The organism is Bradyrhizobium tunisiense (genome assembly GCF_042263385.1).
Classification (GTDB): domain Bacteria; phylum Pseudomonadota; class Alphaproteobacteria; order Rhizobiales; family Xanthobacteraceae; genus Bradyrhizobium; species Bradyrhizobium tunisiense.
In genome coordinates, this window is record NZ_JBHLEV010000001.1 from 916,652 (window position 1) to 937,951 (window position 21,300).

Below are 21,300 nucleotides of genomic sequence, written 5' to 3' on the forward strand. Positions count from 1 at the left end.
AGACCATGACCCAAAGCCAGCACATCATGATCGTCGACGATGAAGCCCCGGCCCGGGAGATGGTCGGCGATTATCTCAAGATGCACGGCTTCACCGTGACGCTGTGCGACGGCGGCAAGTCCTTGCGCGCCGCGATCGACGGCAGCATGCCGGACCTCGTCGTGCTCGACCTCAACATGCCCGAGGAAGACGGGCTCTCGATCATCCGCGACCTCAAGAGCCGCATCAACGTGCCCGTGATCATGCTGACGGCGACCGCGAGCCCGATCGATCGGGTCGTCGGGCTCGAGCTCGGCGCCGACGATTACGTGGCAAAGCCCTGCGAGCTGCGCGAGCTGATGGCCCGCATCCGCTCGGTGCTGCGGCGGAGCGTGCCGGCCAAGGCGGCCGCGCCGGACACGGCGGCGGCGAAATCCGACAAGGAGCAGCTGGTGCGGTTCGGCACCAAATGGCTCGATCTCGAAGCCCAGGCCTTGCGCGACGACGAGGGCAACGAGCATCCGCTGACGGCATCCGAGTTCGGGCTGCTGAAGGTGTTCGCGGCCAATCCGAAGCGCGTGCTGTCGCGCGAACGCCTGCTGGAATTGGCCAATGCGCGCGACGCCGAAGCCTTCGACCGCGCCGTGGATTTGCGCATCATGCGCATCCGCCGCAAGATCGAGCCCGACCCGGCCAAGCCGGCCGTGATCCGCACCATCCGCGGCGGCGGCTATCTGTTCTCGCCGGCGGGCGAGAAGGCGTAGGGGACGACACACCCTACGGCGCTGTTGTCCTGGCTACGGGCGCCCGCGACAGCGACCATGTGCATCGCGCGACCGAACGCAATCCCCCCAATTACGTTCCGCACGGCGTAACGCCTCGTAAAACCTACGCCCCCGTAATTTCCGTACATTGAAATTGCACGACTATTTACCCCGAATGTTTCGTCGCCCCCACTCCGACGAAACAATTTCGCGGCGCACGAAACCATTTTCCCCTTTTCGTGCAGACGTCCCGAAACGTTGGCTCATTAACACTTCGCTCCAAGGAAACGCCGCTCGGTTGCGGCGCTACGGGGAGCCAAGTCAATGCGGAACGTCATCGCCATCAACGCCCAGGCCAGCCAGAGCATCATTGCCGCTCAGGCGACTTCGGACGACATGCTTCTCGAAAGCATTGCCGGCGGAAACCGGACGTCGATGCACATCCTTTATTGCCGGCATCATGTGCGGGTGTACCGCTTCATCCTGCGCATCGTGCGTGACGCCACCGCAGCGGAAGACCTGGTCAGCCAGGTGTTTTTGGACGTGTGGCGGACCGCCGGCCAGTTCCAGGGCCGCTCGCAGGTTTCGACCTGGCTGCTCTCGATCGCCCGCTTCAAAGCCCTGACCGCGATGCGCCAGCGCCGCTTCGAGGACATCGACCAGGAAGACGTGCGCCAGATTCCCGACGATGCGGAGACGCCCGAGACCTCGCTCGACCGCAGCGACACCAGCGCCATCCTGCGTGCCTGCGTGCAGAAGCTGTCGCCCGCACATCGCGAGATCATCAACCTCGTCTACTACCACGAGAAGTCGGTGGAGGAGGTCGGGCAGATCATCGGCATCCCCCAGAGCACCGTGAAGACGCGGATGTTCTACGCCCGCAAGCAACTGGCCGAACTGCTTAAAGGCGCCGGCGTCGAGCGCTTCGCCGCCTGACATCAACGATTTCAAGGGGATAGGGCCCTATCCGGGCCCCTTCCCGGGGACACGGAAGTGTTACCGCCGACGAAACAATTGAAACAAAGCACAACATCAGGCGGAAAAACTTCTCCCCTATAAAACTCACATACGGTTTTGTTAAACCTCCCAAGGACCTCCAGCGACCCGGACGGGATGCCCCCCTCCGGGTCGTTTTGTGTCTGGGGCAGGCTGGCCGCTCCCGCCAGCAGCTGCGTCCCGCAACCAGCCGCCGTCACGAAGGCGTGACGCTGCGTAACGGGCCCCGCATCCATTCCGAACTGCCCTCGTGACCTCCTTCACGAGGGCCCCGATGCTCGAACTACTCTTCGCTCTTCTCGCCGGCATTCTCACCATCGCCGCGCCCTGCACGTTGCCGATGTTGCCGATCCTGCTCGGCGCCTCGATCGGGCGCGCGGGACATTTGCGCCCCCTCATGATCGCGCTCGGCTTCGTCGTCTCGTTCTCGGCGACCGCGCTGCTGCTCGGCGCGATCACGCGGCTGTTCGATTTCGATCCGAACGTGCTGCGCGAGGCGGCCACGATCCTGCTGCTCGGCTTTGGCCTGCTGATGCTGTGGCCGGCGCCGTTCGAATGGTTGTCGATCCGCCTCAATGGCTGGCTCGATCTCGGCAATTCCGGCACCACGCAACGCGAGGGCGCGCTCGGCGGGCTGATCCTCGGCACCACGCTCGGCCTGGTCTGGACGCCCTGCGCCGGCCCGGTGCTCGGCTCGATCCTGACGCTGGTTGCGACCTCGAACAACCTGACCTGGGCCGGCACGCTGCTGCTCGCCTACGCCATTGGTGCTGCGATCCCGATGCTGGCAATCGCCTATGGCGGACAGGCCGCGACCACGCGCGTGCGCAGCCTATCGCGGATTGCGCCGCGCCTGCAGCAGGGCTTTGGAATCGTCGTGATCGCCTTCGCACTCGCCGCCTATTTCCAATACGACACGCTGATCGTGGCGTGGCTCACCGGCTTCTACCCGACCGGCGAGATCGACCTGTAATCACCGAAGATTTCACCCGGAGGACGCTTCCATGGCTTTCAAACTTCTCGTCGTCTCAGCTGCACTTGTCGGCTTCGCCGTCACCGGCGCCGTCATCCCCGGCGTCTGCGACGAGGTATCCCGCGCAACGCCTGTCTTCACTGCTCCCGCCGCGCCGATCACCGTCGCCGCCGCGAGCCAGCAGGCCGCGCCCGACTTCGTCGGCATCAACAATTGGTTCAACTCCAAGCCGCTGAGCATGGCCGACCTCCGCGGCAAGGTCGTGCTGGTCGACTTCTGGACCTATGGCTGCGTCAACTGCGTCAACACGCTGCCGCACGTCACCGAGCTCTATGCGAAGTACCGGGACAAGGGCCTCGTCGTGGTCGGCGTGCACACCCCGGAATTCCCGTTCGAGCGCTCCGCCTCCAACGTGCAAGCCGCGCTGAAGCGTCACGGCATCACCTATCCGGTGGCGCAGGACAATGATTCCAAGACCTGGAACGCCTACCGCAACCAATATTGGCCGGCGCAATACATCATCGATCAGAACGGCAAGATCGTATTCCAGCACGCCGGCGAAGGGGCTTACGGCGAGATCGACCGCACCGTGGCGAAGCTGCTGAACGCGAGCAGCTGACCCCGCTCGGACATTGCGGCCGGTTTCGGATGACGCCCTTGTTGCTTGACTCCACGGACCCGTCCGTGGAGTTTCGCGAGCACCGGAATCAGCCCGCCCGCAATGGACGCCGCGCCCACCAGCACCGACATCCGCCTTCGTGAAGGCACCTCGATCGCGCAGCGGCTGATCGTGGCCGGCTGCGCGGCTGCGGTTGCGCTGTGCTTCACGCCGGGCCTGTTCACGCACGACACGCTGGAGATCATCATCTCGGTGGTCGCGCTGCTGGTGGGAGCGGGATTCGTCGTCGGCATCATGATTGCGCCGGCGGTGGTGTGGATCATCACGGCGAACGAGATCCTGATCGGGCGGCAAAGTCCGTTCGGCAAGCTGCGCACGCGGGTCGTCGCGAAGGACGAGATCACGGCGCTACAGGTTCCGGGCAGCAAGCGCGTGAAGGCCCGTTTCCAGCTCGTGTTCACGCTGGCTTCCGGGGAACGCCTCACCTCCCCGCCGATCTCCGACGTCACCCATGTTCGCGACACCGTGGCCCGGATCGCGGCGCAGTTCGAGGTCCCCAATGTCGAGGATCCCGCCAATCCGCTCGACGCCAGCAATCCCGAGATGCATCTCGGCGAGCCGCTGGAGGCGTTTCCCGCGCGGGACATCAGGATCGTGTCCCTGATCGCGATTGCGCTATGCGCCGGGCCCTACGCCTACAAGCTCTGGCGTGGGCTATCGCCGAGCCATGTCGACATCCTGCTGCTGCCGCTCGGCGCGCTCGCCGCGTTCGCGGTCTACAGATACGCCAACCTCGTGACCGGGGCGTTCTGGATCATTCGCGAGGGCGATATCCGTGTCGAACGCCTGTGGGGTGACGGCAGCCTGCGCGCCGACCATATCGCAGGACCCGACGTGAAGACGATCACGGTCGAGCGCCGCGGCCGGTCCGAGGACGAGCACTGCATCGTGGTGATCCGGTTGCACTCGGGGCGGAGGTTTCGCAGCCCCCGCATCGGGTCTCGGGTGGAGGCGCGCGCCGTGGGGACGGAGATCGTCCGGCGGCTCGGGATCGCGGCGGAGAGCAACAAGATCTAGCCCCGATTGCGTCCACATCGCCATGCCCTGTTTGTGGCATTGCCCGGCTCCGTCAAAAAACCATAGGTATTCTCGTGACATACCAGGGTGGCGCGCCATCAACTTGCCATGAACTTGCCCCTCAGGTTTGATGCTTCGGAATGATTTGCGCTGTGGCAGCGGGGAGAACTTGAAATGACGGATTTTCGTCGCCTGACCGGGATGTTCATGGCTGCGGTGGGGCTTATTCTGTCCGCCCCGCAGGCGTCCGCCCAACAGCCTGACCGCGGCGACGAGCCGGGCCTGATTGCCGACGACGGCTACCAGCTCGAACCTGAATGGCAGAAGCAGGTGGTCTATTTCCGCACCACCGAACCGCCGGGCACGATCATCGTCTCGACCGCCGAGCGGCACCTCTATCTGGTGCAGCCCGGCGGGCGCGCAATCCGCTACGGCATCGGCGTTGGCCGCGACGGCTTCCAGTGGCAGGGGCTGGTGACCATCACCAACAAGAAGGAATGGCCGGATTGGACGCCGCCGCCGGAGATGATCCAGCGCCAGCCCTATCTGCCGCGCTTCATGGCCGGCGGCCCCGGCAATCCGCTTGGCGCCCGCGCCATGTATTTGGGCACCACGGTCTACCGCATCCACGGCACCAACCGCCCCGACACGATCGGCACCAAAGTGTCCTCGGGCTGCTTCCGCCTCGTCAACAACGACGTCGCCGATCTCTACGACCGCGTCCCTGTTGGCACCAAGGTGGTCATCCGGCAGAAGCCTGAACTCTAGAGACCCCCTCTTCCTCGTTCACACTTCTTTTTCCGATTTTTCGAGAGAGCAACATGATGCGCACTTTTCGAGGCGGCCTGCTGATCGGGCTCGCGGTCGCCGTGCTGGTCGCCGTTCTGGCGATCATTTACGAGTTCTACGACACCCGCACCTTGAAGCGCACCGTGCGCCGCGGCGAGGTGCTGTGCGGCGTCAACAAGGGCTTGCCGGGCTTCTCATATTCCGAGGACAATCAGAACTGGACCGGCTTCGACGTCGATTTCTGCCGCGCGGTGGCCGCGGCGATCTTCAACGACCCGGGCAAGGCGAAGTTCATCCCGCTCGACGCCAATGAGCGTTTCAAGGAGCTGCAGAGCCGCAAGGTGGACATCCTCTCGCGCAACACGACCTGGAGCATGGCGCGCGAGCTCGACTATGACCTGTACTTCCCTGCCGTCGCCTATTACGACGGCGTCGGCTTCATGGTGCCGCGTTCGCGCAACAAGGAGACCTCGCTGGACCTGACCGGCAGCAAGGTCTGCGTGCAGTCCGGCACCACGACGACACTCAACGTCGTCGATTACTTCCGCATCAACAACATGAAGTATGAAGAGGTGAAGTTCGATAACCTCAACGACGTGGTGAAGGCCTACGATACCGGCAAGTGCGACACGCTCTCCGCTGACGTCTCCCAGCTCTACGCACTGCGGATAAACCTGTCCAAGCCGGGCGACCACATGATCCTGCCGGACATGATCTCCAAGGAGCCGCTCGCGCCCGTCGTGCGCCAGCGCGACGACGACTGGATGATGATCGTGAAATGGACGCTCTATGCGATGATCAATGCCGAAGAGCTCGGCGTCACCTCGGAGAACATCGACGAGGCCCTGAAGTCGAAGAAGCCCGAAGTGATGCGCCTCGTCGGCACCGAGGGCCGTTACGGCGAGCAGCTCGGCCTCACCAAGGACTGGGCCGCCCGCATCATCCGCCACGTCGGCAATTATGGCGAGATGTACGAGCGCAACATCGGCGAGAAGTCGAAGCTGAAGATCCCGCGCGGCATGAACCAGCTGTGGAACGCGGGTGGCGTTCAGTATGCACCGCCAATGAGGTAGCAGGTCTCTCCTGCCGTCTTTGCGAGCGTAGCGAAGCAATCCAGACTGCCTCTGCGGAAAGACTCTGGATTGCTTCGCTTCGCTCGCAATGACGAGCTTGGGGTAAGTGCTGTCCAATCACTCAACTGTCATCGCCCGGCTTGACCGGGCGATCCAGTATTCCAGAGACGATTGTGATCAATCGAGAGGCCGCGGCGTACTGGGTCGCCCGGTCAAGCCGGGCGACGACACCGATTGCGAGGCGGCATCCCGCGCCTCAGCCGCCCCCTTCAATACCCCCGCGCCCTTGCGAGCTGCTCGGTGTGGTAGTTGGCGTCGCCGAACAATTCCTCGCACACGCGCGCGCGCTTCATGAAGAAGCCGATGTCGAACTGGTCGGTCATGCCCATGCCGCCGTGCATCTGCACGCCCTCCTGCACCGCGCGCGTCGCGGTGGTGCCGGCGCGCGCCTTTGCGACCGCGACGGCTGGCGCGGCGTTGGCGACGTCGGCGTCCAACGCCTGAAGCGCCTTCATGGTGGCGGCGCGGGTGATCTCGATGTCGACATAGAGCTCGGCAGCGCGATGCTGCAGCGCCTGGAATTCGCCGATCAGCTTGCCGAACTGCTTCCTGTTCTTGAGGTACTCGACGGTTCGGTTGAAGACCTCCTCGCTGAGGCCGACCATCTCTGCGGCGACCGCGCCGCGGCCGATATCGAGCACGCCGTCGAGCAGAGCGGCACCCTGATCGACTTCGCCGAGCACGCTGTCGGCATTGACCTCGACATTGGCGAGTTCGATCCGCGCCGCATTGTGGGCATCGACCATGATGGTGCGTTCGATCGCGACGCCCTTGGCCTTGGGGTTGACCAGGAACAGCGTCAGGCCGTCACGCTCTCCTGCGGAGCCCGCGGTGCGCGCGGCAACGATCACGAGATCGGCGACATGGCCGTCAACGACCAGCGCCTTGGCGCCCGAGAGCTTGAAGCCGTTGCCGGCACGCACGGCCTGCAAGCTCGTCCGCAGCGGGCGATGCTTTGCGCCTTCGTCGACCGCGAGCGTCGCGAGCAGCGAACCGCTCGCGATCCTGGGCAGATAGTCCGATTTCTGCGCGGCACTGCCGCCGCGGTTCAGCGCGGAAGCCGCGACCACTGACGTCGCGAGGAACGGCGAGGGCATCAGCGTGCGGCCAATCTCCTCCATCACGACACCGGCTTCGACATAGCCGAGCCCGCTGCCGCCGAACTCCTCCGGGACCAGCAAACCAGCAAAGCCCATCTCGGCGAAGGAATGCCAAATCTCCTTGGAAAAGCCGGTGGGGTCTTTGCTGTCGCGCAAATGGCGCAGGTGCGACACCGGCGCCTTGTCGCTGATCAGCCCGCGCGCGCTGTCGCGGAGCATCGATTGTTCTTCGGTGAGGACGAGGGCCATGGCTTAAGTCTCTAACGTCTGGCGGAATGTTTGTTGCTGTCATTCCGGGGCGCGCGAAGCGTGAACCCGGAATCTCGAGGTTCCGGGTTCGATGCTGCGCATCGCCCCGGAACGACGGTTGATCACGCCCCCGGCAGATCCAGGATGCGCTTGGCGACGATGCCGAGCATCACCTCCGTGGTGCCGCCCTCGATCGAATTCGCCTTGGTGCGCAGCCAGGCGCGCGGGCGGGCGCCCTGCCTGGAGCGTTCGCTCTCCCATTCCAGCGCATCGACGCCGCCTGCCGACATCAGGATCTCGTGGCGTCGCTTGTTGAGCTCGGTGCCGTAATATTTCATCGCCGAGGAGAACGCCGGATGCGCCTGCCCCGCCTTGGCCAGATCGACCGCACGCTCCGCGCAGGCCGCGAGCGCGGCCTCATCCACGTCGAAGCTTGCGATCTTGCCGCGCAGCATCGCATCGTCGAGCCGCCCTTGCCCATCGGTGCCGACGGAGTCCGCCGCGATCTGGCCGAGCGGACGGCCGACGCCGCGCTCGCCCATGCCTGATATCATCGCCCGCTCGTGCTGGAGCAGGTATTTCGCGACGTCCCAGCCGCGGTTGACGGTGCCGACCACATGCGATTTCGGCACGCGGACGCCGTCGAAGAAGGTCTCGCAGAAAGGCGAATAGCCGGAGATCAACAGGATCGGCTTGGTCGAGACGCCCTTCGAGGTCATGTCGAACAGGATGAAGCTGATGCCGTCGTGCTTCTTGGCAGCCGGATCGGTGCGCACCAGGCAGAAGATCCAGTCGGCGTAGTTGGCGTAGGACGTCCAGATCTTCTGGCCGGTGATGATGAAATCGTCGCCATCGCTCTCGGCGCGGGTCTGGAGCGAGGCGAGGTCGGAGCCGGCATTCGGCTCGGAATAGCCCTGGCACCAGCGGATCTCACCCGCGGCGATCTTCGGCAGATGCTCCTTCTTCTGGGCGTCGTTGCCGTATTTCAGCAGCGCAGGCCCGAGCATCCAGATGCCGAAGCTCGACAGCGGGGGACGCGCGCCGATTCGTCCCATCTCGGCGCGCAGCACCTTGTGCTCGGCCGCGCTGAGGCCTCCGCCACCATATTCCCTGGGCCAGTCCGGCACGGTCCAGCCCTTGTCGCGCATGCGCTCGAACCAGATGCGCTGCGGCTCGGACGAGAATTTGGCGTTGCGCCCGCCCCAGAACACGTCGGCGTCCGACGTCGCGGGCTTGCGCATCTCCGGCGGGCAGTTGGCTTCCAGCCAGGCGCGCGTCTCGTTGCGGAATGTTTCGAGATCGGCGGTCTCAGTGTCGCTCATGGTCGTTTCCATCAATCAAAATCGGCTTGTTGGGCGCGACTCTGGGCCATCGCCCCGCGGAATTCAACCACTTCCGTACCCGCGCATCGGCTATAGTCGCGGTCGTGGCGGTGCTTGAAAAACAAAGAGGAAACGACAATGCGCCTGAAGCTTCTTTCGCCTGGCGAAATGAACGAGAGCCAGCGCCAGACCTATGACGAGTCGATCGCGGGCAAGCGCGGCAAGCCGCCGGCGCCGATGATGGCCTGGCTCAACAGTCCGGAGATGGCACGGCACGCCACACGGCTCGGCGAGGTGATGCGCTACGACACGATCTTTCCCGCCAGGCTTTCGGAGATCGCGATCCTGGTGACGGCACGGCACTGGACCGCGCATTACGAATGGTACGCGCACAAGCGCCTCGCGCTTGCCGGCGGCATGGACCTGAAGATCATCGACGCGATCCGCGACCGCCGCACGCCTGAGTTCGACGATCCCAAGGGCAAGATGATCTACGATCTCGCGAAATCCTTGCATGAGGGCCACGGCGTCGAGAAGGGCCTCTATGATGAGGCGGTGAAGCTGCTCGGCGAGCGCGGCATCGTCGAGGTGATCGGCCTGTGCGGCTATTACACGATGGTGTCGATGACGCTGAACACCTTCGAGTTCGAGCTGCCCGAGGGCGAAGTGCGGGAACTGGCCTAGTTTCCCATCCTGATGCGCAATTGCGCATCGGGAAACGATGGGTTTCGAGATGGGCAATAGCGCCAACCCGAGGCCCGCCCTATGTGGAGTTCATCAACGGAGCAGCCACATGTCGCAGAATCAAGCCGTCGCCGCCGGCACACGGATCGGCCACGTCCACCTCAAGGTTGCCGATCTCGAGCGCGCGCTCGGCTTTTATTGCGGCGTGCTCGGCTTCGAGCTGATGCAGAAGATGGGCTCGGGCGCGGCCTTCATCTCGGCCGGCGGCTATCATCACCACATCGGGCTCAACACCTGGGAGAGCAAGGGCGGCTCGCCGCCGCCGCCGGATGCGACCGGGCTCTATCACACCGCGATTCTCTATCCAACGCGGCCGGCGCTGGCGGACGCGCTGCACCGCGTGCTCACGGCCGGCATTGCGCTGGACGGCGCCAGCGATCACGGCGTGAGCGAGGCGCTATATTTGCGCGATCCCGACCAGAACGGCGTGGAGCTGTATTGGGACAAGCCCAGGGAGCAATGGCCGTTCGGGCCGGATGGCAAGCTCGCGATGTTCACCAAGCGTCTGGATGTGGAGGGTTTGCTGAAGCAGCGGGAGGGGTGATCTCCGCTCTCTCCTCGTCATTGCGAGGAGCGAAGCGACAAAGCAATCCATCCCTCCACGGCAAGACTCTGGATTGCTTCGCTGCGCTCGCAATGACGGAGTTTGTTGAGGCGCCGCCGCATCTATTTCAACTTGGCGGATGGCGTCCCCCGCACCATGATCAGCGCCGCGGCCGCCAGCTCCAGCGCGATGCAGAGATAAAACGGCAGCGAATAGCCACCGGACCAATCGCGCAAGGCCCCGACGACGCCGGGGCCGAACGCATACGTCACCTGGTTGATCGCGGTGTTGAGGCTGATCAGCACGCCGAACGAGGCGCTGTCGAATTCCTGCTGCACGATCAGCGACGGCAGCGTGATGAGATTGCCGACGGAGAAGCCAAACACCGCACAGGCTGCGATCAGCACGTAGTCGTTGTGCAGATTGATGACGACCAGAAGCGCCGCCGCCTGGCTGAGGAACGACAGCGCGGAGGCCAGCCGCTGATTGAGGCGGTCGATCACCAGAGAGAACAGTACGCGGCCGACCACGGCCATCGCGGTCAGCACCGCGACCGCGACCGCGCCGCGCTCGCGGCCGATCACGGGATCGAGGAACGAGATCAGATGCACGATGAAGCCGACCTGCGCGAACAGCACCAGCGCAAAGGCAATCGTCACCGTGAGGAAGCCGACATCGCGTAGCGCAGCGGTCCGGATCTCCGCCGATGATTGCGGCTTCGCCTTCGTCGCCGCGTGCCAGCCGTGGTGATCCGGCGGCCGGCCGACGACGAGCAGGATCACCGGCAACAGCAGCACCAGCATGGCACCGGCGGCGGCATACATCGCGCTGGCAAAACCGACATGGCCGATCAGCGTCACCAGCAGCGGCACGCCGACGATGCCGCCAAAGCTGGCGCCGTTCAGCGCCAGGCTGATCGCCATGCCGCGCTTGTGGTCGAACCACAGGCTGATCGTGTTGGTGATCATGGCAAGGCTGGTGCCGGCCCAGCCGAAGGCGAGCACGGCATTGGCGAGATAAAGCTGCCATGGCTCGCGCACCGCGCCGATCGCAACGGCCGCCGCCGCCATCGCAAGCGTGCCGGCGATCAGGCAGAGGCGCGGACCGTATTTCCGCACGGCTTCTCCGACGAACACGACGAGCAGCGCGCCGAACAGATAGAAGAACGTGGTCCCTGCGGAGATCAGCGAGGCCGGCCAGCCCCGCGCGCGCTGGAGCTCGGCGACGTAGACGCTTTGGCCATAGAAGCCGAGCCCCCAGCCGAAGGTCGCAAGCAGGAAGCAGACCGCGACGATGCGCCAGCCTTGGTAGCGGAGGGAGGATTCGTCAGTTGGAGGCTGCTGAAGATTATCGAGCATCACCGCTTACTCCGTCACGGCCGGGCATGGCCGTCTGAAGGACGGCGTCGCTTCCGCTCGCCCATGTCCCGGGCATCCCACGTTCTTCGACCCGTGCGTCCAAGACGTGGATGGCCGGGACAAGCCCGGCCATGACGACATCATCTAACTAGCCCTCACCAGAAAATCACTTCGACGGCGATCGAAGCGTCAACGTTGCTGACAGCCTCCTGCCACTTATGTGCCTGATCTTTCCCGAAAGCCGCTTCGCACTTTTCGGGATCATGCGGTCACACCGCGTCCGGGAACTCGCCCATGGCCGCCTCCAGCCGCGCCTTGCGGCGGCGGGCCCACGAGACCAGCGAGAGCACGGCAAGGCCCAGCACCACCGGCGGAAACACCACCAGATTCACCGCCGACCAGCCGTAATTGGCGAGCAACTGGCCCGAGGAGAACGAGCCGATCGCCATCATGCCGAACACCAGGAAATCGTTGAAGGCCTGAACCTTGTTGCGCTCCTGCGGCCGGTGCGTCTCCAGCACCAGAGCGGAGGCGCCGATGAAGGAGAAATTCCATCCCACGCCCAGCACGACCAGCGTCGCCCAGAAATGCATCGCGGTGAGACCGGAGAGGCCGATGCCGGCGGCGCCAGCTTCCAGCAGCAGTCCTGCGGCCACGATTTTCGGCGCACCGAAGCGGGCGATCAGGGCGCCCGTGAAGAAGCTCGGCCCGTACATGGCGACGATGTGCCATTGAATGCCGAAATTGGAATCGGACACGGACAGACCGCACATCTTCATGGCGAGCGGCGCCGAGGTCATCACCAGATTCATCATGGGGTAGGAGATGATGCCGCACAGCGCCGCGGCGATGAAGCGCGGCTGCGTCACGATGGTGAGCAACGGCCGGCCGCCACGCAGATCGGCCGGCGCGGGCTTCGGCATATCGACGCCGGCAACGATGCCCATCGCGACCAGTGCCACCGCGGCCTGCACCAGGAAGCTGAAGGCGAACAGATAGGGCTGCCAGACATCCATGGTCCATTGCACGAGCTGCGGTCCGAGCACGCCGGCGAACACGCCGCCCGCCATCACCCAGGACACGGCCTTGGGCCGGTAGGCCGCGCTGGCGCCGTCGGCGGCGGCGAAGCGATAGGACTGCGCCACGGAGCCGTAGAGGCCGCCGAGGAAGGTCGCGATGCAGAACAGCGCGAACGAACCGTGCAGGATCGCGAGCGAGCCGAGCACGCCGGTGAGGACACCGCAGCCGGTGCCGATGACGAAAGCCCAGCGGCGGCCGAAGCGGCGCGAGATCGCGCCGGTCGGCAGCGTGCCGGCAGCAAGCCCGACGACGTACATCGACAGCGGCACCGTCGCGAGCGACATGTCGGGCGCCAGCGTCGCACCGACGATCGAGCCGGTGGCGAAGATCACCGCCGAATTGGCGCCGGTCAGCGCCTGCGCGGCGGCAAGGCGCACCACGTTGGCACGCGCGCGCGCGTCGTCGGCGAGTTCATCGGTTGCAGTCACGTCAAGCATCGGCTTTTCCGGCCCCGAGATACTTTCAAGGGCTCACGAAGGTTTGTTGATTCCCGGCACTATGGAGGGACACGGGTGGGCGGACAACCGGCGCAAACGGGCGCAGGCCATGCCTCTGACGCAATCGGACGGATGATAGCGGCCCGCGCACTTGACGGCTTGCGCTCGATCAAATCCTATCCGCCGCGATTTCCCGGAGTTTCGTTCATGACCGTCGACGACAGGCCCACGCTCAGCGCTCCCGACGACGATCCCTTTCTGTGGCTGGAGGAGATCGAGGGCAAGCAGGCGCTCGATTTCGTCGAGCGGCAGAACCAACTGACGCTGCAGGCGTTCGGCGGCAAGGCCTTCGAGCACGACCGCGACATCCTCGCTGCGATCTACGACCGCCCGGACAACATTCCCTATGTCAGCCGGCGCGGCACCGATCTGCATAATCTCTGGAAGGATGCCGCCAATCCGCGCGGCCTGTGGCGGCGGACGACGATGACGGAGTTTCGCAAGGCGAGCCCCGCATGGGAGACCATGCTGGATATCGACCAGCTCGCAGCGAGCGAAGGCGAGGACTGGCTGCTCAGCGGGATTGCCACCATGCCGGGAAGCTCGCGCGCCATGCTGAGCCTGTCTCGCGGCGGCAGCGACGCGGTGACGTTGCGGGAGTTCGACCTCGTTACGAAGAGTTTTGTCACGGGCGGCTTCAGCCTGCCGGAAGCGAAGGGTGGCGTCGACTGGATCGATGCCGACACGCTGCTGCTGTCGAGCGCGCATGGCGAGGGCATGGCGACGAGCTCGGGTTATGCGCGAACGGTTCGGCTGTGGCGGCGCGGCCAGCCTGTCGATCAGGCGCAAACGATCATCGAGACCACCGCCGATCACATGACCATCTATGGCATGGCCGACGACACCGGACCTGAACCGCGGGTCTGGATCGTCGACCAGATCGACTTCTTCAATCACGCCATCTGGCTGCGTGATGCGGCCGGTCGCATGACGAAGCTCGATCTGCCGACCGGCGTCTGGATGCAGGCCCATGGCGACTGGTTCGCGATGAAGCTGCGCAAGGACTGGCCTGTGCAGGGGCGGACCTACGCCACCGACACCGTGCTCGGCATCTCGCTCTCGGCGTTCCTTGCCGGCAGCCGCGATTTCACCGTGCTGTTCGAGCCGGCGCCGCGGCGCGCGCTGCAAGGCCTGTTCTGGGCCGCCGGCAAGCTCGTGCTGTCGATTCTCGACGAGCTCAGGCCGCGCTTCGAGGTCTGCACACCCTCCGCGGCGGGCTGGAGCCGCGCAACGCTTGGCGGCCTGCCGGAGATCGGCGTCGTCGACGTCTGGCCGCTCGACCGTCATCCCAGCGAGAGCAATGGCGATCTGCTCGCCAATGTGCAGGACCCGCTCACGCCGCCGTCGCTGCTGCTGCTCGAACGCGGCGTCGCAAGCCCGGTCGTGCTGAAGCAGGCGCCGAAGATTTTCACCGCAGACGGCCTCGTGGTGACGCAGCACGAGGCGATCTCGATCGACGGCGAGCGCATTCCCTATGTCCAGACCGGTCCGGCGGGCGAGACCGGCGATGCGCCGGTCTATATGAGCGCCTATGGCGGCTTCGCTCTTGCCGTGAAGCCGTATTACAATTCCTCGCTGGGCAAGCTCTGGCTGGAGCGCGGCGGCACCACGGTGCAGGCGAATTTGCGCGGCGGCGGCGAGTTCGGCACGCGCTGGCACGATGCCGGCCGGCTCGCCGGCAAGAAACTCTCGCATGACGATTTCGCCGCGGTCGCCGACGATCTCGTACGCCGCGGCGTGACGAGCGCAAAGCGCATCGCCGCGCAAGGCGGATCGAACGGCGGCATCCTCATCACCAACATGCTGGTGCGCTATCCCGAGCGCTTCGGCGCGCTGTTCTGCACCATCCCGCTGATCGACATGCGCCGCTACACCAAGCTGCTGGCGGGCGCGAGCTGGATCGCCGAATATGGCGACCCCGACAAGCCCGAAGAGTGGGACTGGCTGAAGACCTACTCGGCCTATCACAACGTGAAGGACGGCCAGACCTATCCGCCAATCCTGATCGCCACCACACGGCGCGACGACCGCGTCCATCCCGGCCACGCGCGCAAGATGGCCGCCAAGCTGCAGACGATGGGCTATGAGGCCTGGTTCTACGAGCCGGCAGCCGGCGGTCACGGCTACGGCAAGGATAACAGGGAGCGCGCAGGCTTCGAGGTGATCGGCTTCCGGTTTCTGAAGGAGAAGATCGGGTGGGGCGATGGCGCGGTGTAGCTCCGCGCTCGCTTCGAGCTTTTGATCGCATCACGACGTAAGGCGGGCACAGCTCTCTCATTTCCTGCCCCTTGCGGGGGAGGGAGCACAACGGCTGCGCGGCGTGCATCCCAACTCAAGCCGGCAGCGTCAGCTACCGCGAAAACACCAGCGTCAGATTGTTCGCGGGCATGTCGACGGAACCGACGAGGCGAAGACCCGCGCCGCGCGCAAGTGCCTCCACGTCGCCGATTTCGCGTACCCCCCATTCGGGATTGCCTTCACGCAAGGAGGTGTCGAACACCGCATTGCTGAGCGCGGTGTGCTTGCCGTCGCGCTTGAAGGGACCGTAGAGGAACAACTTGCCGTCGGCCCGCAGATAGCGGCCCGCGCCGGCGAACAGGCCTTCGGCCACGGCCCAGGGCGCGATGTGAATGACATTGGCGCAGAACACGGCTGCAAGACTCGTCGGCACCTGCCCGCTCTTCATCTCCGGACACCAGTCGGGGTCGGTGAGGTCGATGCGCAGGGGCGAGCGGACGTTGGACAGGCCCGCATGCACGCGCCAGGCCTCGATGCTCCTGAGGTGACGCTGATTGAGGTCGCTCGGCCACCAGATCAGGCCAGGCGTGTGGCGAGCGAAATGGACCACGTGCTGGCCGGTTCCGCTGCCGAGCTCGACCACGTTGCCGGTCAAGCCAGCGAGGTGCTTTTCCAGCGCCGCCCAGATCGGCGCGTGATTACGATGAAACGCGGGTGCGTCGAGCCGCCCGTCCGGCTCGACCCGACCGCCGTCCCTGCCAAATTCGACGACATATTCAGCCAAGTGAGGTCCCCTTGAAAAAACGAGAACACGATGAAAACGGATGAGCGCCCAAACACCTCGGAAACAGCCGGCCCAGGCCCATGGCCCTTACAGTTTCGGCCGAATCCGCCGCACAAATAATCTGTTTAGTTGCAATGCGGAAGATATTAGCTCCATTTTGCCGCCTGCATAGTCTCGATTGTCAGGTGATGCCCTTTGTGCTTTGGAACGCTCCTATTTCCGCGATCGCGACCATCGCCACAACGCCTCGGAATGACGCCTTGACCGCCTTGTCCCGGATGCCCGTCCTGCTCCTCCTGCTGGCCATTGCCGCCGGCCTCGCCAGCCCGGCGCGGGCGCAATCCGCCGTCGCCGACGGCCAAAAGCTTGCTTTCGACCGCAGCAAGGGCAATTGCCTGACCTGCCACGTCATCAAGGGCGGCGATCTGCCGGGAACGATCGGGCCGGAGCTGAAGGACATGAAGGCCAGATATCCCGATCGCAATGAGCTCACCGCGATCATCTTCGACGAGACCAAGCGCAATCCGCAGACCATGATGCCGCCGTTCGGCCGGAACCGGATTTTGACTGAGCAGGAGATCAGCGCGATCGTTGATTTCCTGCAGACGCTGTAACGGCCGGCACGCCAGGAGACCTCAGATGACCACGACCACCGGCAAGCTTGCGACAAGGCGCCTGATCCTTCAGGGCGCGGCCTCGGTCGCGCTGATCGGCCTTGGCAATTTGCCGTTCGCAGCTGCGCATGCCGCAGCCAACGACAAATATCCGGAAGAGGCCTTCAAGCAGAAGAGCGAGGCCGACGCGATCAAGGCGCTCTATGGCAGGACCGCCGAGCCCTCCGACAAGGTCAAGCTGGATGCCCCGGAGATTGCCGAGAATGGCGGCGTGGTCCCGGTCTCGGTGACGACGACGCTCGACAAGGTGACCTCGATCTCGTTCCTCGTGGCCGAGAACCCGTTCGCGCTCGCAGCGTCCTACAGGATCGCCGACGGCACCATTCCTGCTGTCGCCAACCGGCTGAAGATGGCCAAGTCCACCAAACTGGTCGCGATCGTCGAAGCCGACGGCAAGCTCTACAGCGCGACCAAGGACGTGAAGGTCACCGTCGGCGGCTGCGGCGGCTAGGAGGATCGGTCGATGGCATCAAGCATTCGCGTACGCGCAACATCCAATGGCGACATCACCGAGGTGCAGGCGCTGATCCAGCACCCGATGGACACCGGCCTGGTCAAAAATCCCAGCGGCGAGCTGATCCCGGCGCACTACATCCAGCAGCTAAAGTTCGAATGTAACGGCAAGGACGTCTTCGTCGCCGATTGGGGCACCGCGGTTTCCAAGGACCCCTACGTCAAGTTCAGCTTCAAGGGGGCCAAGAAGGGCGACGAGCTCAAGATCTCCTGGACCGACAACAAGGGTGCGTCGGATACGACCACCGCGAAGATCGCGTGATGAAGGCCCGCCTCTCCCTCCTGCTCGGCGCCGTGAGCGCCGCATTCGTCGTATTCGCCCTCACCTCTGCGCACGTCGTCGCAGCCGACAAGGTCGATCCTGTCGCCGACGCCAAGGCATTCCAGAACTTCTTCTTCCGGAAGTTTCCGAACGTAAAGCGCGAGGATTTCGTCAACGGTCCCTATTCCATGAATGAGGACATGAAGCGGCAATGGCAGGAGAAGGAAGAATTCCCGCCCTACGAGTTCGCGCTCGAGGCCGGCAAGGAGATGTTTTCGACCCCGTTCAAGAACGGCAAGACCTACGCAGACTGCTTCCCGAACGGCGGCATCGGCATCCGGCAGAACTATCCCTATTTCGACGAGAAGGAAGGCAAGGTCGTCACGCTGGAGCTCGCGCTCAACCGCTGCCGCGAAGCCAATGGCGAGGCGCCCTATTCCTACGTCAAGGACGAGATGGCCTCGCTCACCGCCTACATGGCCTTCACCTCGCGCGGCAAGCTGATGGACATCAAGATTCCCGACGATCCGCGCGCACTCGCGGCGTTCGAAAACGGCAAGCGCTATTTCTACACGCGGCGCGGCCAGATGAACTTCTCCTGCGCGGGCTGTCATGTGCAGAGCCCGGGCGAGCGCATCCGCGCCGAAACTCTGGCGCCGGCGCTGGGCATCGTCAATGCGATGCCGATCTACCGCTCCGAATGGAGCGGCATGGGCACGACCAGCCGCCGCTTCGTCACGTGCAACAGCCAGATCCGCGCAGTTCCGCTGGAGCCGCAGGCGGACGAGTATCGCGACGTCGAATATTTCCTGTCCTACGTTGCCAATGGCCTGCCGATATCGGGCCCGGGAGCGCGGCCATGAAGCTGACACTTGCCTTGGCCATGCTGCTCGCCCTCGGCTTCGCGCCGACGGCGCGCGCGGCCACCGAAGCGGACTACAAGGCGGCCTATGCCGCCGCGGAAGCCGCAGCCAAGGAGGCGGCCAGCCTGCGTCACCAATGGACCACCACCGTCTCCACGCTGGCAACGGCGAAGAAGGCGGCGGATGGCGGCGATTTCGACCGCGCCACCGCCGCAGCCAAGGAGGCCGAGGCACTGGCGAAGGCGTCGATCTTCCAGGCGACGTCGGAAAAAGAAGCCTGGAAGGCGATGGAAATCCGCTAGACTGCCCCCGGGGTGGACTAGTTTTTGCGATCATGAGAGGGCGCGGAGAATTTGGAATGGCGATCCGCCGCCGCGATTTCCTGAAGTCTGCAGGCCTTGCCGCTGCCACGCTCAGCCTGCCGCAGCTTGCGCGGGGCACTGACACCGCGAGCATTTACGAACTCGAGCGGTTCGGCAACGCGCGAATCCTGCACATCACCGACACACATGCGCAGCTCAACCCGGTCTATTTCCGCGAGCCCAGCATCAACATCGGCATCGGCGAGATGGCCGGACGGCCGCCGCATCTGGTCGGCCGCGCCTTCCTCGAACGTTTCGGCATCCGTTCCGACAGCGCCGATGCCTATGCCTTCACCTGCGTCGAGTTCGAAAAGTCGGCAGGCCGCTTCGGCAAGCTCGGTGGTTTTGCCCATCTGAAGACGCTGGTCGACCGCTTACGCGGCGATGTCGGCGAGAAACGTTCGATGCTCCTCGACGGCGGCGATGCCTGGCAGGGCACCGGGCTTGCCAATGTCATGCGCGGCCGCGACATGGTCGAGGTCGCCAATCTGCTGGGCATCGAAGCGATGACCGGGCATTGGGAATTCACCTATGGCGAGGAGGTGCTGCGCGACAATATCGAGCACTTCAAGGGCGAGTTCCTGGCGCAGAACGTTTTCCTGACCGAGGAAGCCGCGTTCAATGATGCCCCCGCATTCGACAAGGCCACGGGGCGCGTGTTCAGGCCTTCGCTGATCAAGGAGATCGGCGGGCATCGGATCGCGATCATCGGCCAGGCCTTTCCGTACGTGCCTATCGCGCATCCCAAGCGGTTCACGCCGGACTGGACCTTCGGCATCCGCGAGGAGGAATTGCAGAAGCATGTCGATGCCTTGCGCGGCACCGACAAGGTCGATGCGGTCATCCTGCTGTCGCACAACGGCATGGATGTCGATCTCAAGCTCGCAAGCCGCGTCACCGGCATCGACGTCATTCTCGGCGGCCATACCCACGACGCCGTGCCGCAGCCGATTCCGGTGAAGAACGCCGGCGGGACCACGCTGGTCACCAATGCCGGCTCCAACGGAAAATTCCTTGCCGTGCTCGATCTCGCGATCGACAGGGGCAAGGTCGGCGACGTCCGTTATCATCTGCTGCCGGTTTATTCCGAGCTGCTGAAGCCCGACCCTGGAATGGCCGAGTTGATCGGCCGGCTGCGCGAGCCGCATGTGACCGACTGGTCGGCGAAGATCGCAACGCCCGACCGCCTGCTGTATCGGCGCGGCAATTTCTCCGGACCGATCGACGAGCTGATCTGCACTGCGCTCCGCAGCGAGCTCGATACCGAGATCGCGTTGTCACCGGGATTCCGCTGGGGCGTCTCCGCGCTGTCGGGCCAGGCCCTGACCATGGAGGACCTGCTCGCGGAGACCGCCATCAGCTATCCCGAGACCTATGTGCAGGAGATGACGGGAGCCCAGATCAAGGACGTGCTGGAAGACATCTGCGACAATCTCTTCAACCCCGATCCCTATTACCAGCAGGGCGGCGACATGGTGCGCGCCGGCGGGCTCAGCTACACCTGCACGCCGACCGCCGCGATCGGCAGCCGCGTTTCGGAGCTGAAGCTCAACAGCGGCAAGTCGCTCGGCGCCGGCCACCGCTACAAGGTCGCAGGCTGGGCTTCGATCAACAGCCAGCAAGGCGCGCCGGTGTGGGACGTCGTCGGCAAATATCTGCGCTCGGGCCGGATGTTTCAGGAGCGGCTCGGCGCCGGCGTCACGCTGAAGGGCGTCGAGGGCAATCCGGGCATCGCGGGGCAAGGATGACGCGGGCGCAGATCTTATCCGGGATCATGCTGGCGCTGCTCGCCTTCGCCGCGATCCTGCCGGCCGCGGCGCAACAGGTGCCGCTCCAGGACAAGCCGTTCGCCGAGCACAAGGTCGTCCTCCAGCTCTCCGACGGCGATGCCAGGAAGCAGGCGCTGGTGCTGAGCGTCGCCAACAATCTTCTGAAGGCTTATGATCCGGACAAGATCGCGATCGAAGTGGTGGCGTTCGGTCCCGGCATCGACTTGCTGCTGTCTGGCAACGAACGTCGCAAGCAGGTCGAAAGCCTGATCGCGCAAGGTGTGCGTTTCGACATCTGCCTCAACACGGTGGATGCGGTCGAGCGCGAGACGGGCAAGCGGCCGGAGTTCATCCAGGCCGCAACACAGGTGCAGGTGGGCGTCGGGCAGATCCTGTTCCTCAGCGAGAATGGGTACACGCTGGTGCGGCCCTAGGGGTCGGGCGACGTGTCACGGCGCCGGGACACACTCGGTGTCATTCCCCGCGAACGCGGGGAATCCAGTACGCCGAGGCCCCTCCGTATCCCTCCGCCGCCTCCGGAATACTGGAGCGCCCGCTTTCGCGGGCGATGGCAGCGTGCGGGACGACGGCATGCCGCCAACCACCTCGTG

General features: G+C 64.6%; 22 protein-coding genes. 17 read left to right on the top strand and 5 right to left on the bottom strand.

The window, feature by feature from the left end; all coding sequences use genetic code 11:
* Window positions 1-5 precede the first annotated feature (5 nt).
* The 7 genes from ACFDR6_RS04375 to ACFDR6_RS04405 all read left to right on the top strand — a co-directional run bounded on the left by ACFDR6_RS04375 (window position 6) and on the right by ACFDR6_RS04405 (window position 6,270).
* The gene (locus tag ACFDR6_RS04375; protein WP_212083952.1) at window positions 6-743 is read left to right on the top strand and encodes a response regulator; all 738 of its coding nucleotides are present in this window, start codon (window positions 6-8) and stop codon (window positions 741-743) included.
* Between the two features lie 324 nt (window positions 744-1,067).
* Complete coding sequence (locus ACFDR6_RS04380; RefSeq protein ID WP_212083950.1) at window positions 1,068-1,679, top strand: sigma-70 family RNA polymerase sigma factor; 612 nt, start codon at window positions 1,068-1,070, stop codon at window positions 1,677-1,679.
* A 334-nt stretch (window positions 1,680-2,013) separates the two neighbouring features.
* Window positions 2,014-2,712, top strand: coding sequence for a cytochrome c biogenesis CcdA family protein (locus ACFDR6_RS04385; RefSeq protein WP_375857522.1), 699 nt, complete (start codon window positions 2,014-2,016; stop codon window positions 2,710-2,712).
* Window positions 2,713-2,743: 31 nt separating this feature from the next.
* On the top strand, window positions 2,744-3,331 hold the full coding sequence (locus tag ACFDR6_RS04390; RefSeq protein WP_375857524.1) for a thioredoxin family protein: 588 nt from the start codon (window positions 2,744-2,746) through the stop codon (window positions 3,329-3,331).
* A gap of 102 nt (window positions 3,332-3,433) precedes the next feature.
* Window positions 3,434-4,408, top strand: a complete 975-nt coding sequence (locus tag ACFDR6_RS04395; protein WP_212083933.1) for a hypothetical protein — start codon at window positions 3,434-3,436, stop codon at window positions 4,406-4,408.
* Between the two features lie 174 nt (window positions 4,409-4,582).
* Entirely contained in the window at window positions 4,583-5,176 is a 594-nt protein-coding gene (locus tag ACFDR6_RS04400) for a L,D-transpeptidase (RefSeq protein WP_212083926.1), read from the top strand.
* Between the two features lie 56 nt (window positions 5,177-5,232).
* A complete protein-coding gene (locus ACFDR6_RS04405) occupies window positions 5,233-6,270 on the top strand; it encodes an amino acid ABC transporter substrate-binding protein (RefSeq protein ID WP_212084595.1) in 1,038 nt (345 codons plus the stop codon).
* 269 nt (window positions 6,271-6,539) lie between these two features.
* Here ACFDR6_RS04405 and ACFDR6_RS04410 read toward each other — a convergent pair whose 3' ends face one another.
* Both ACFDR6_RS04410 and ACFDR6_RS04415 read right to left on the bottom strand, forming a co-directional pair.
* Window positions 6,540-7,679, bottom strand: a complete 1,140-nt coding sequence (locus tag ACFDR6_RS04410; protein WP_375857526.1) for an acyl-CoA dehydrogenase family protein — start codon at window positions 7,677-7,679, stop codon at window positions 6,540-6,542.
* Window positions 7,680-7,801: 122 nt separating this feature from the next.
* A complete protein-coding gene (locus ACFDR6_RS04415) occupies window positions 7,802-9,001 on the bottom strand; it encodes an acyl-CoA dehydrogenase family protein (RefSeq protein ID WP_375857528.1) in 1,200 nt (399 codons plus the stop codon).
* A gap of 138 nt (window positions 9,002-9,139) precedes the next feature.
* Between ACFDR6_RS04415 and ACFDR6_RS04420 the strand changes: the two genes are divergently transcribed.
* Both ACFDR6_RS04420 and ACFDR6_RS04425 read left to right on the top strand, forming a co-directional pair.
* Window positions 9,140-9,685 carry a carboxymuconolactone decarboxylase family protein gene (locus ACFDR6_RS04420; RefSeq protein WP_212083920.1) on the top strand — a complete coding sequence of 182 codons (546 nt, stop codon included), beginning with the start codon at window positions 9,140-9,142 and terminating at the stop codon, window positions 9,683-9,685.
* Between the two features lie 109 nt (window positions 9,686-9,794).
* Entirely contained in the window at window positions 9,795-10,289 is a 495-nt protein-coding gene (locus ACFDR6_RS04425) for a VOC family protein (RefSeq protein ID WP_317241510.1), read from the top strand.
* A gap of 122 nt (window positions 10,290-10,411) precedes the next feature.
* Here the strand turns inward: ACFDR6_RS04425 and ACFDR6_RS04430 are convergent, their stop codons facing one another.
* On the bottom strand, window positions 10,412-11,647 hold the full coding sequence (locus ACFDR6_RS04430) for an MFS transporter (protein WP_375857529.1): 1,236 nt from the start codon (window positions 11,645-11,647) through the stop codon (window positions 10,412-10,414).
* Between the two features lie 269 nt (window positions 11,648-11,916).
* Window positions 11,917-13,164 carry an MFS transporter gene (locus ACFDR6_RS04435; RefSeq protein ID WP_375857531.1) on the bottom strand — a complete coding sequence of 416 codons (1,248 nt, stop codon included), beginning with the start codon at window positions 13,162-13,164 and terminating at the stop codon, window positions 11,917-11,919.
* Window positions 13,165-13,371: 207 nt separating this feature from the next.
* Here ACFDR6_RS04435 and ACFDR6_RS04440 point away from each other — a divergent pair, with 207 nt between their 5' ends.
* Entirely contained in the window at window positions 13,372-15,441 is a 2,070-nt protein-coding gene (locus ACFDR6_RS04440; protein ID WP_375857533.1) for a prolyl oligopeptidase family serine peptidase, read from the top strand.
* A 133-nt stretch (window positions 15,442-15,574) separates the two neighbouring features.
* Here the strand turns inward: ACFDR6_RS04440 and ACFDR6_RS04445 are convergent, their stop codons facing one another.
* Window positions 15,575-16,246, bottom strand: coding sequence for a DUF938 domain-containing protein (locus ACFDR6_RS04445; RefSeq protein WP_375857535.1), 672 nt, complete (start codon window positions 16,244-16,246; stop codon window positions 15,575-15,577).
* 260 nt (window positions 16,247-16,506) lie between these two features.
* Between ACFDR6_RS04445 and soxX the strand changes: the two genes are divergently transcribed.
* From soxX to ACFDR6_RS04480, 7 genes are read left to right on the top strand one after another with little or no spacing between them, the layout of a single operon-like run.
* Window positions 16,507-16,860: a sulfur oxidation c-type cytochrome SoxX gene (gene soxX / locus ACFDR6_RS04450; protein ID WP_212083906.1), complete on the top strand. Its 354-nt coding sequence runs from the start codon at window positions 16,507-16,509 to the stop codon at window positions 16,858-16,860.
* A gap of 25 nt (window positions 16,861-16,885) precedes the next feature.
* The gene (gene soxY / locus ACFDR6_RS04455) at window positions 16,886-17,371 is read left to right on the top strand and encodes a thiosulfate oxidation carrier protein SoxY (protein ID WP_212083904.1); all 486 of its coding nucleotides are present in this window, start codon (window positions 16,886-16,888) and stop codon (window positions 17,369-17,371) included.
* A gap of 12 nt (window positions 17,372-17,383) precedes the next feature.
* Complete coding sequence (soxZ, locus tag ACFDR6_RS04460; RefSeq protein ID WP_375857536.1) at window positions 17,384-17,695, top strand: thiosulfate oxidation carrier complex protein SoxZ; 312 nt, start codon at window positions 17,384-17,386, stop codon at window positions 17,693-17,695.
* Window positions 17,695-18,558, top strand: coding sequence for a sulfur oxidation c-type cytochrome SoxA (gene soxA, locus ACFDR6_RS04465; protein WP_375857537.1), 864 nt, complete (start codon window positions 17,695-17,697; stop codon window positions 18,556-18,558). Before soxZ ends, soxA begins: the two co-directional genes overlap by 1 nt.
* Window positions 18,555-18,860 carry a hypothetical protein gene (locus ACFDR6_RS04470; protein ID WP_317241521.1) on the top strand — a complete coding sequence of 102 codons (306 nt, stop codon included), beginning with the start codon at window positions 18,555-18,557 and terminating at the stop codon, window positions 18,858-18,860. Before soxA ends, ACFDR6_RS04470 begins: the two co-directional genes overlap by 4 nt.
* Window positions 18,861-18,916: 56 nt before the next feature.
* Entirely contained in the window at window positions 18,917-20,668 is a 1,752-nt protein-coding gene (gene soxB / locus ACFDR6_RS04475; protein WP_375857538.1) for a thiosulfohydrolase SoxB, read from the top strand.
* Entirely contained in the window at window positions 20,665-21,123 is a 459-nt protein-coding gene (locus ACFDR6_RS04480; protein WP_375857539.1) for a DsrE family protein, read from the top strand. Before soxB ends, ACFDR6_RS04480 begins: the two co-directional genes overlap by 4 nt.
* The last annotated feature ends 177 nt before the right edge of the window (window positions 21,124-21,300 follow it).

Coding starts and splice junctions, on each gene's coding strand:
- ACFDR6_RS04400 (WP_212083926.1), top strand. CDS start 4,583: ATGACGGATTTTCGTCGCCTGACCGGGATGTTCATGGCTGCGGTGGGG.
- ACFDR6_RS04440 (WP_375857533.1), top strand. CDS start 13,372: ATGACCGTCGACGACAGGCCCACGCTCAGCGCTCCCGACGACGATCCC.
- ACFDR6_RS04425 (WP_317241510.1), top strand. CDS start 9,795: ATGTCGCAGAATCAAGCCGTCGCCGCCGGCACACGGATCGGCCACGTC.
- ACFDR6_RS04420 (WP_212083920.1), top strand. CDS start 9,140: ATGCGCCTGAAGCTTCTTTCGCCTGGCGAAATGAACGAGAGCCAGCGC.
- ACFDR6_RS04395 (WP_212083933.1), top strand. CDS start 3,434: ATGGACGCCGCGCCCACCAGCACCGACATCCGCCTTCGTGAAGGCACC.
- ACFDR6_RS04480 (WP_375857539.1), top strand. CDS start 20,665: ATGACGCGGGCGCAGATCTTATCCGGGATCATGCTGGCGCTGCTCGCC.
- ACFDR6_RS04405 (WP_212084595.1), top strand. CDS start 5,233: ATGCGCACTTTTCGAGGCGGCCTGCTGATCGGGCTCGCGGTCGCCGTG.
- soxY (WP_212083904.1), top strand. CDS start 16,886: ATGACCACGACCACCGGCAAGCTTGCGACAAGGCGCCTGATCCTTCAG.
- ACFDR6_RS04435 (WP_375857531.1), bottom strand. CDS start 13,164: ATGCTTGACGTGACTGCAACCGATGAACTCGCCGACGACGCGCGCGCG.
- ACFDR6_RS04430 (WP_375857529.1), bottom strand. CDS start 11,647: ATGCTCGATAATCTTCAGCAGCCTCCAACTGACGAATCCTCCCTCCGC.
- ACFDR6_RS04375 (WP_212083952.1), top strand. CDS start 6: ATGACCCAAAGCCAGCACATCATGATCGTCGACGATGAAGCCCCGGCC.
- ACFDR6_RS04380 (WP_212083950.1), top strand. CDS start 1,068: ATGCGGAACGTCATCGCCATCAACGCCCAGGCCAGCCAGAGCATCATT.
- soxZ (WP_375857536.1), top strand. CDS start 17,384: ATGGCATCAAGCATTCGCGTACGCGCAACATCCAATGGCGACATCACC.
- ACFDR6_RS04470 (WP_317241521.1), top strand. CDS start 18,555: ATGAAGCTGACACTTGCCTTGGCCATGCTGCTCGCCCTCGGCTTCGCG.
- ACFDR6_RS04410 (WP_375857526.1), bottom strand. CDS start 7,679: ATGGCCCTCGTCCTCACCGAAGAACAATCGATGCTCCGCGACAGCGCG.
- soxA (WP_375857537.1), top strand. CDS start 17,695: ATGAAGGCCCGCCTCTCCCTCCTGCTCGGCGCCGTGAGCGCCGCATTC.
- ACFDR6_RS04385 (WP_375857522.1), top strand. CDS start 2,014: ATGCTCGAACTACTCTTCGCTCTTCTCGCCGGCATTCTCACCATCGCC.
- soxB (WP_375857538.1), top strand. CDS start 18,917: ATGGCGATCCGCCGCCGCGATTTCCTGAAGTCTGCAGGCCTTGCCGCT.
- ACFDR6_RS04415 (WP_375857528.1), bottom strand. CDS start 9,001: ATGAGCGACACTGAGACCGCCGATCTCGAAACATTCCGCAACGAGACG.
- ACFDR6_RS04390 (WP_375857524.1), top strand. CDS start 2,744: ATGGCTTTCAAACTTCTCGTCGTCTCAGCTGCACTTGTCGGCTTCGCC.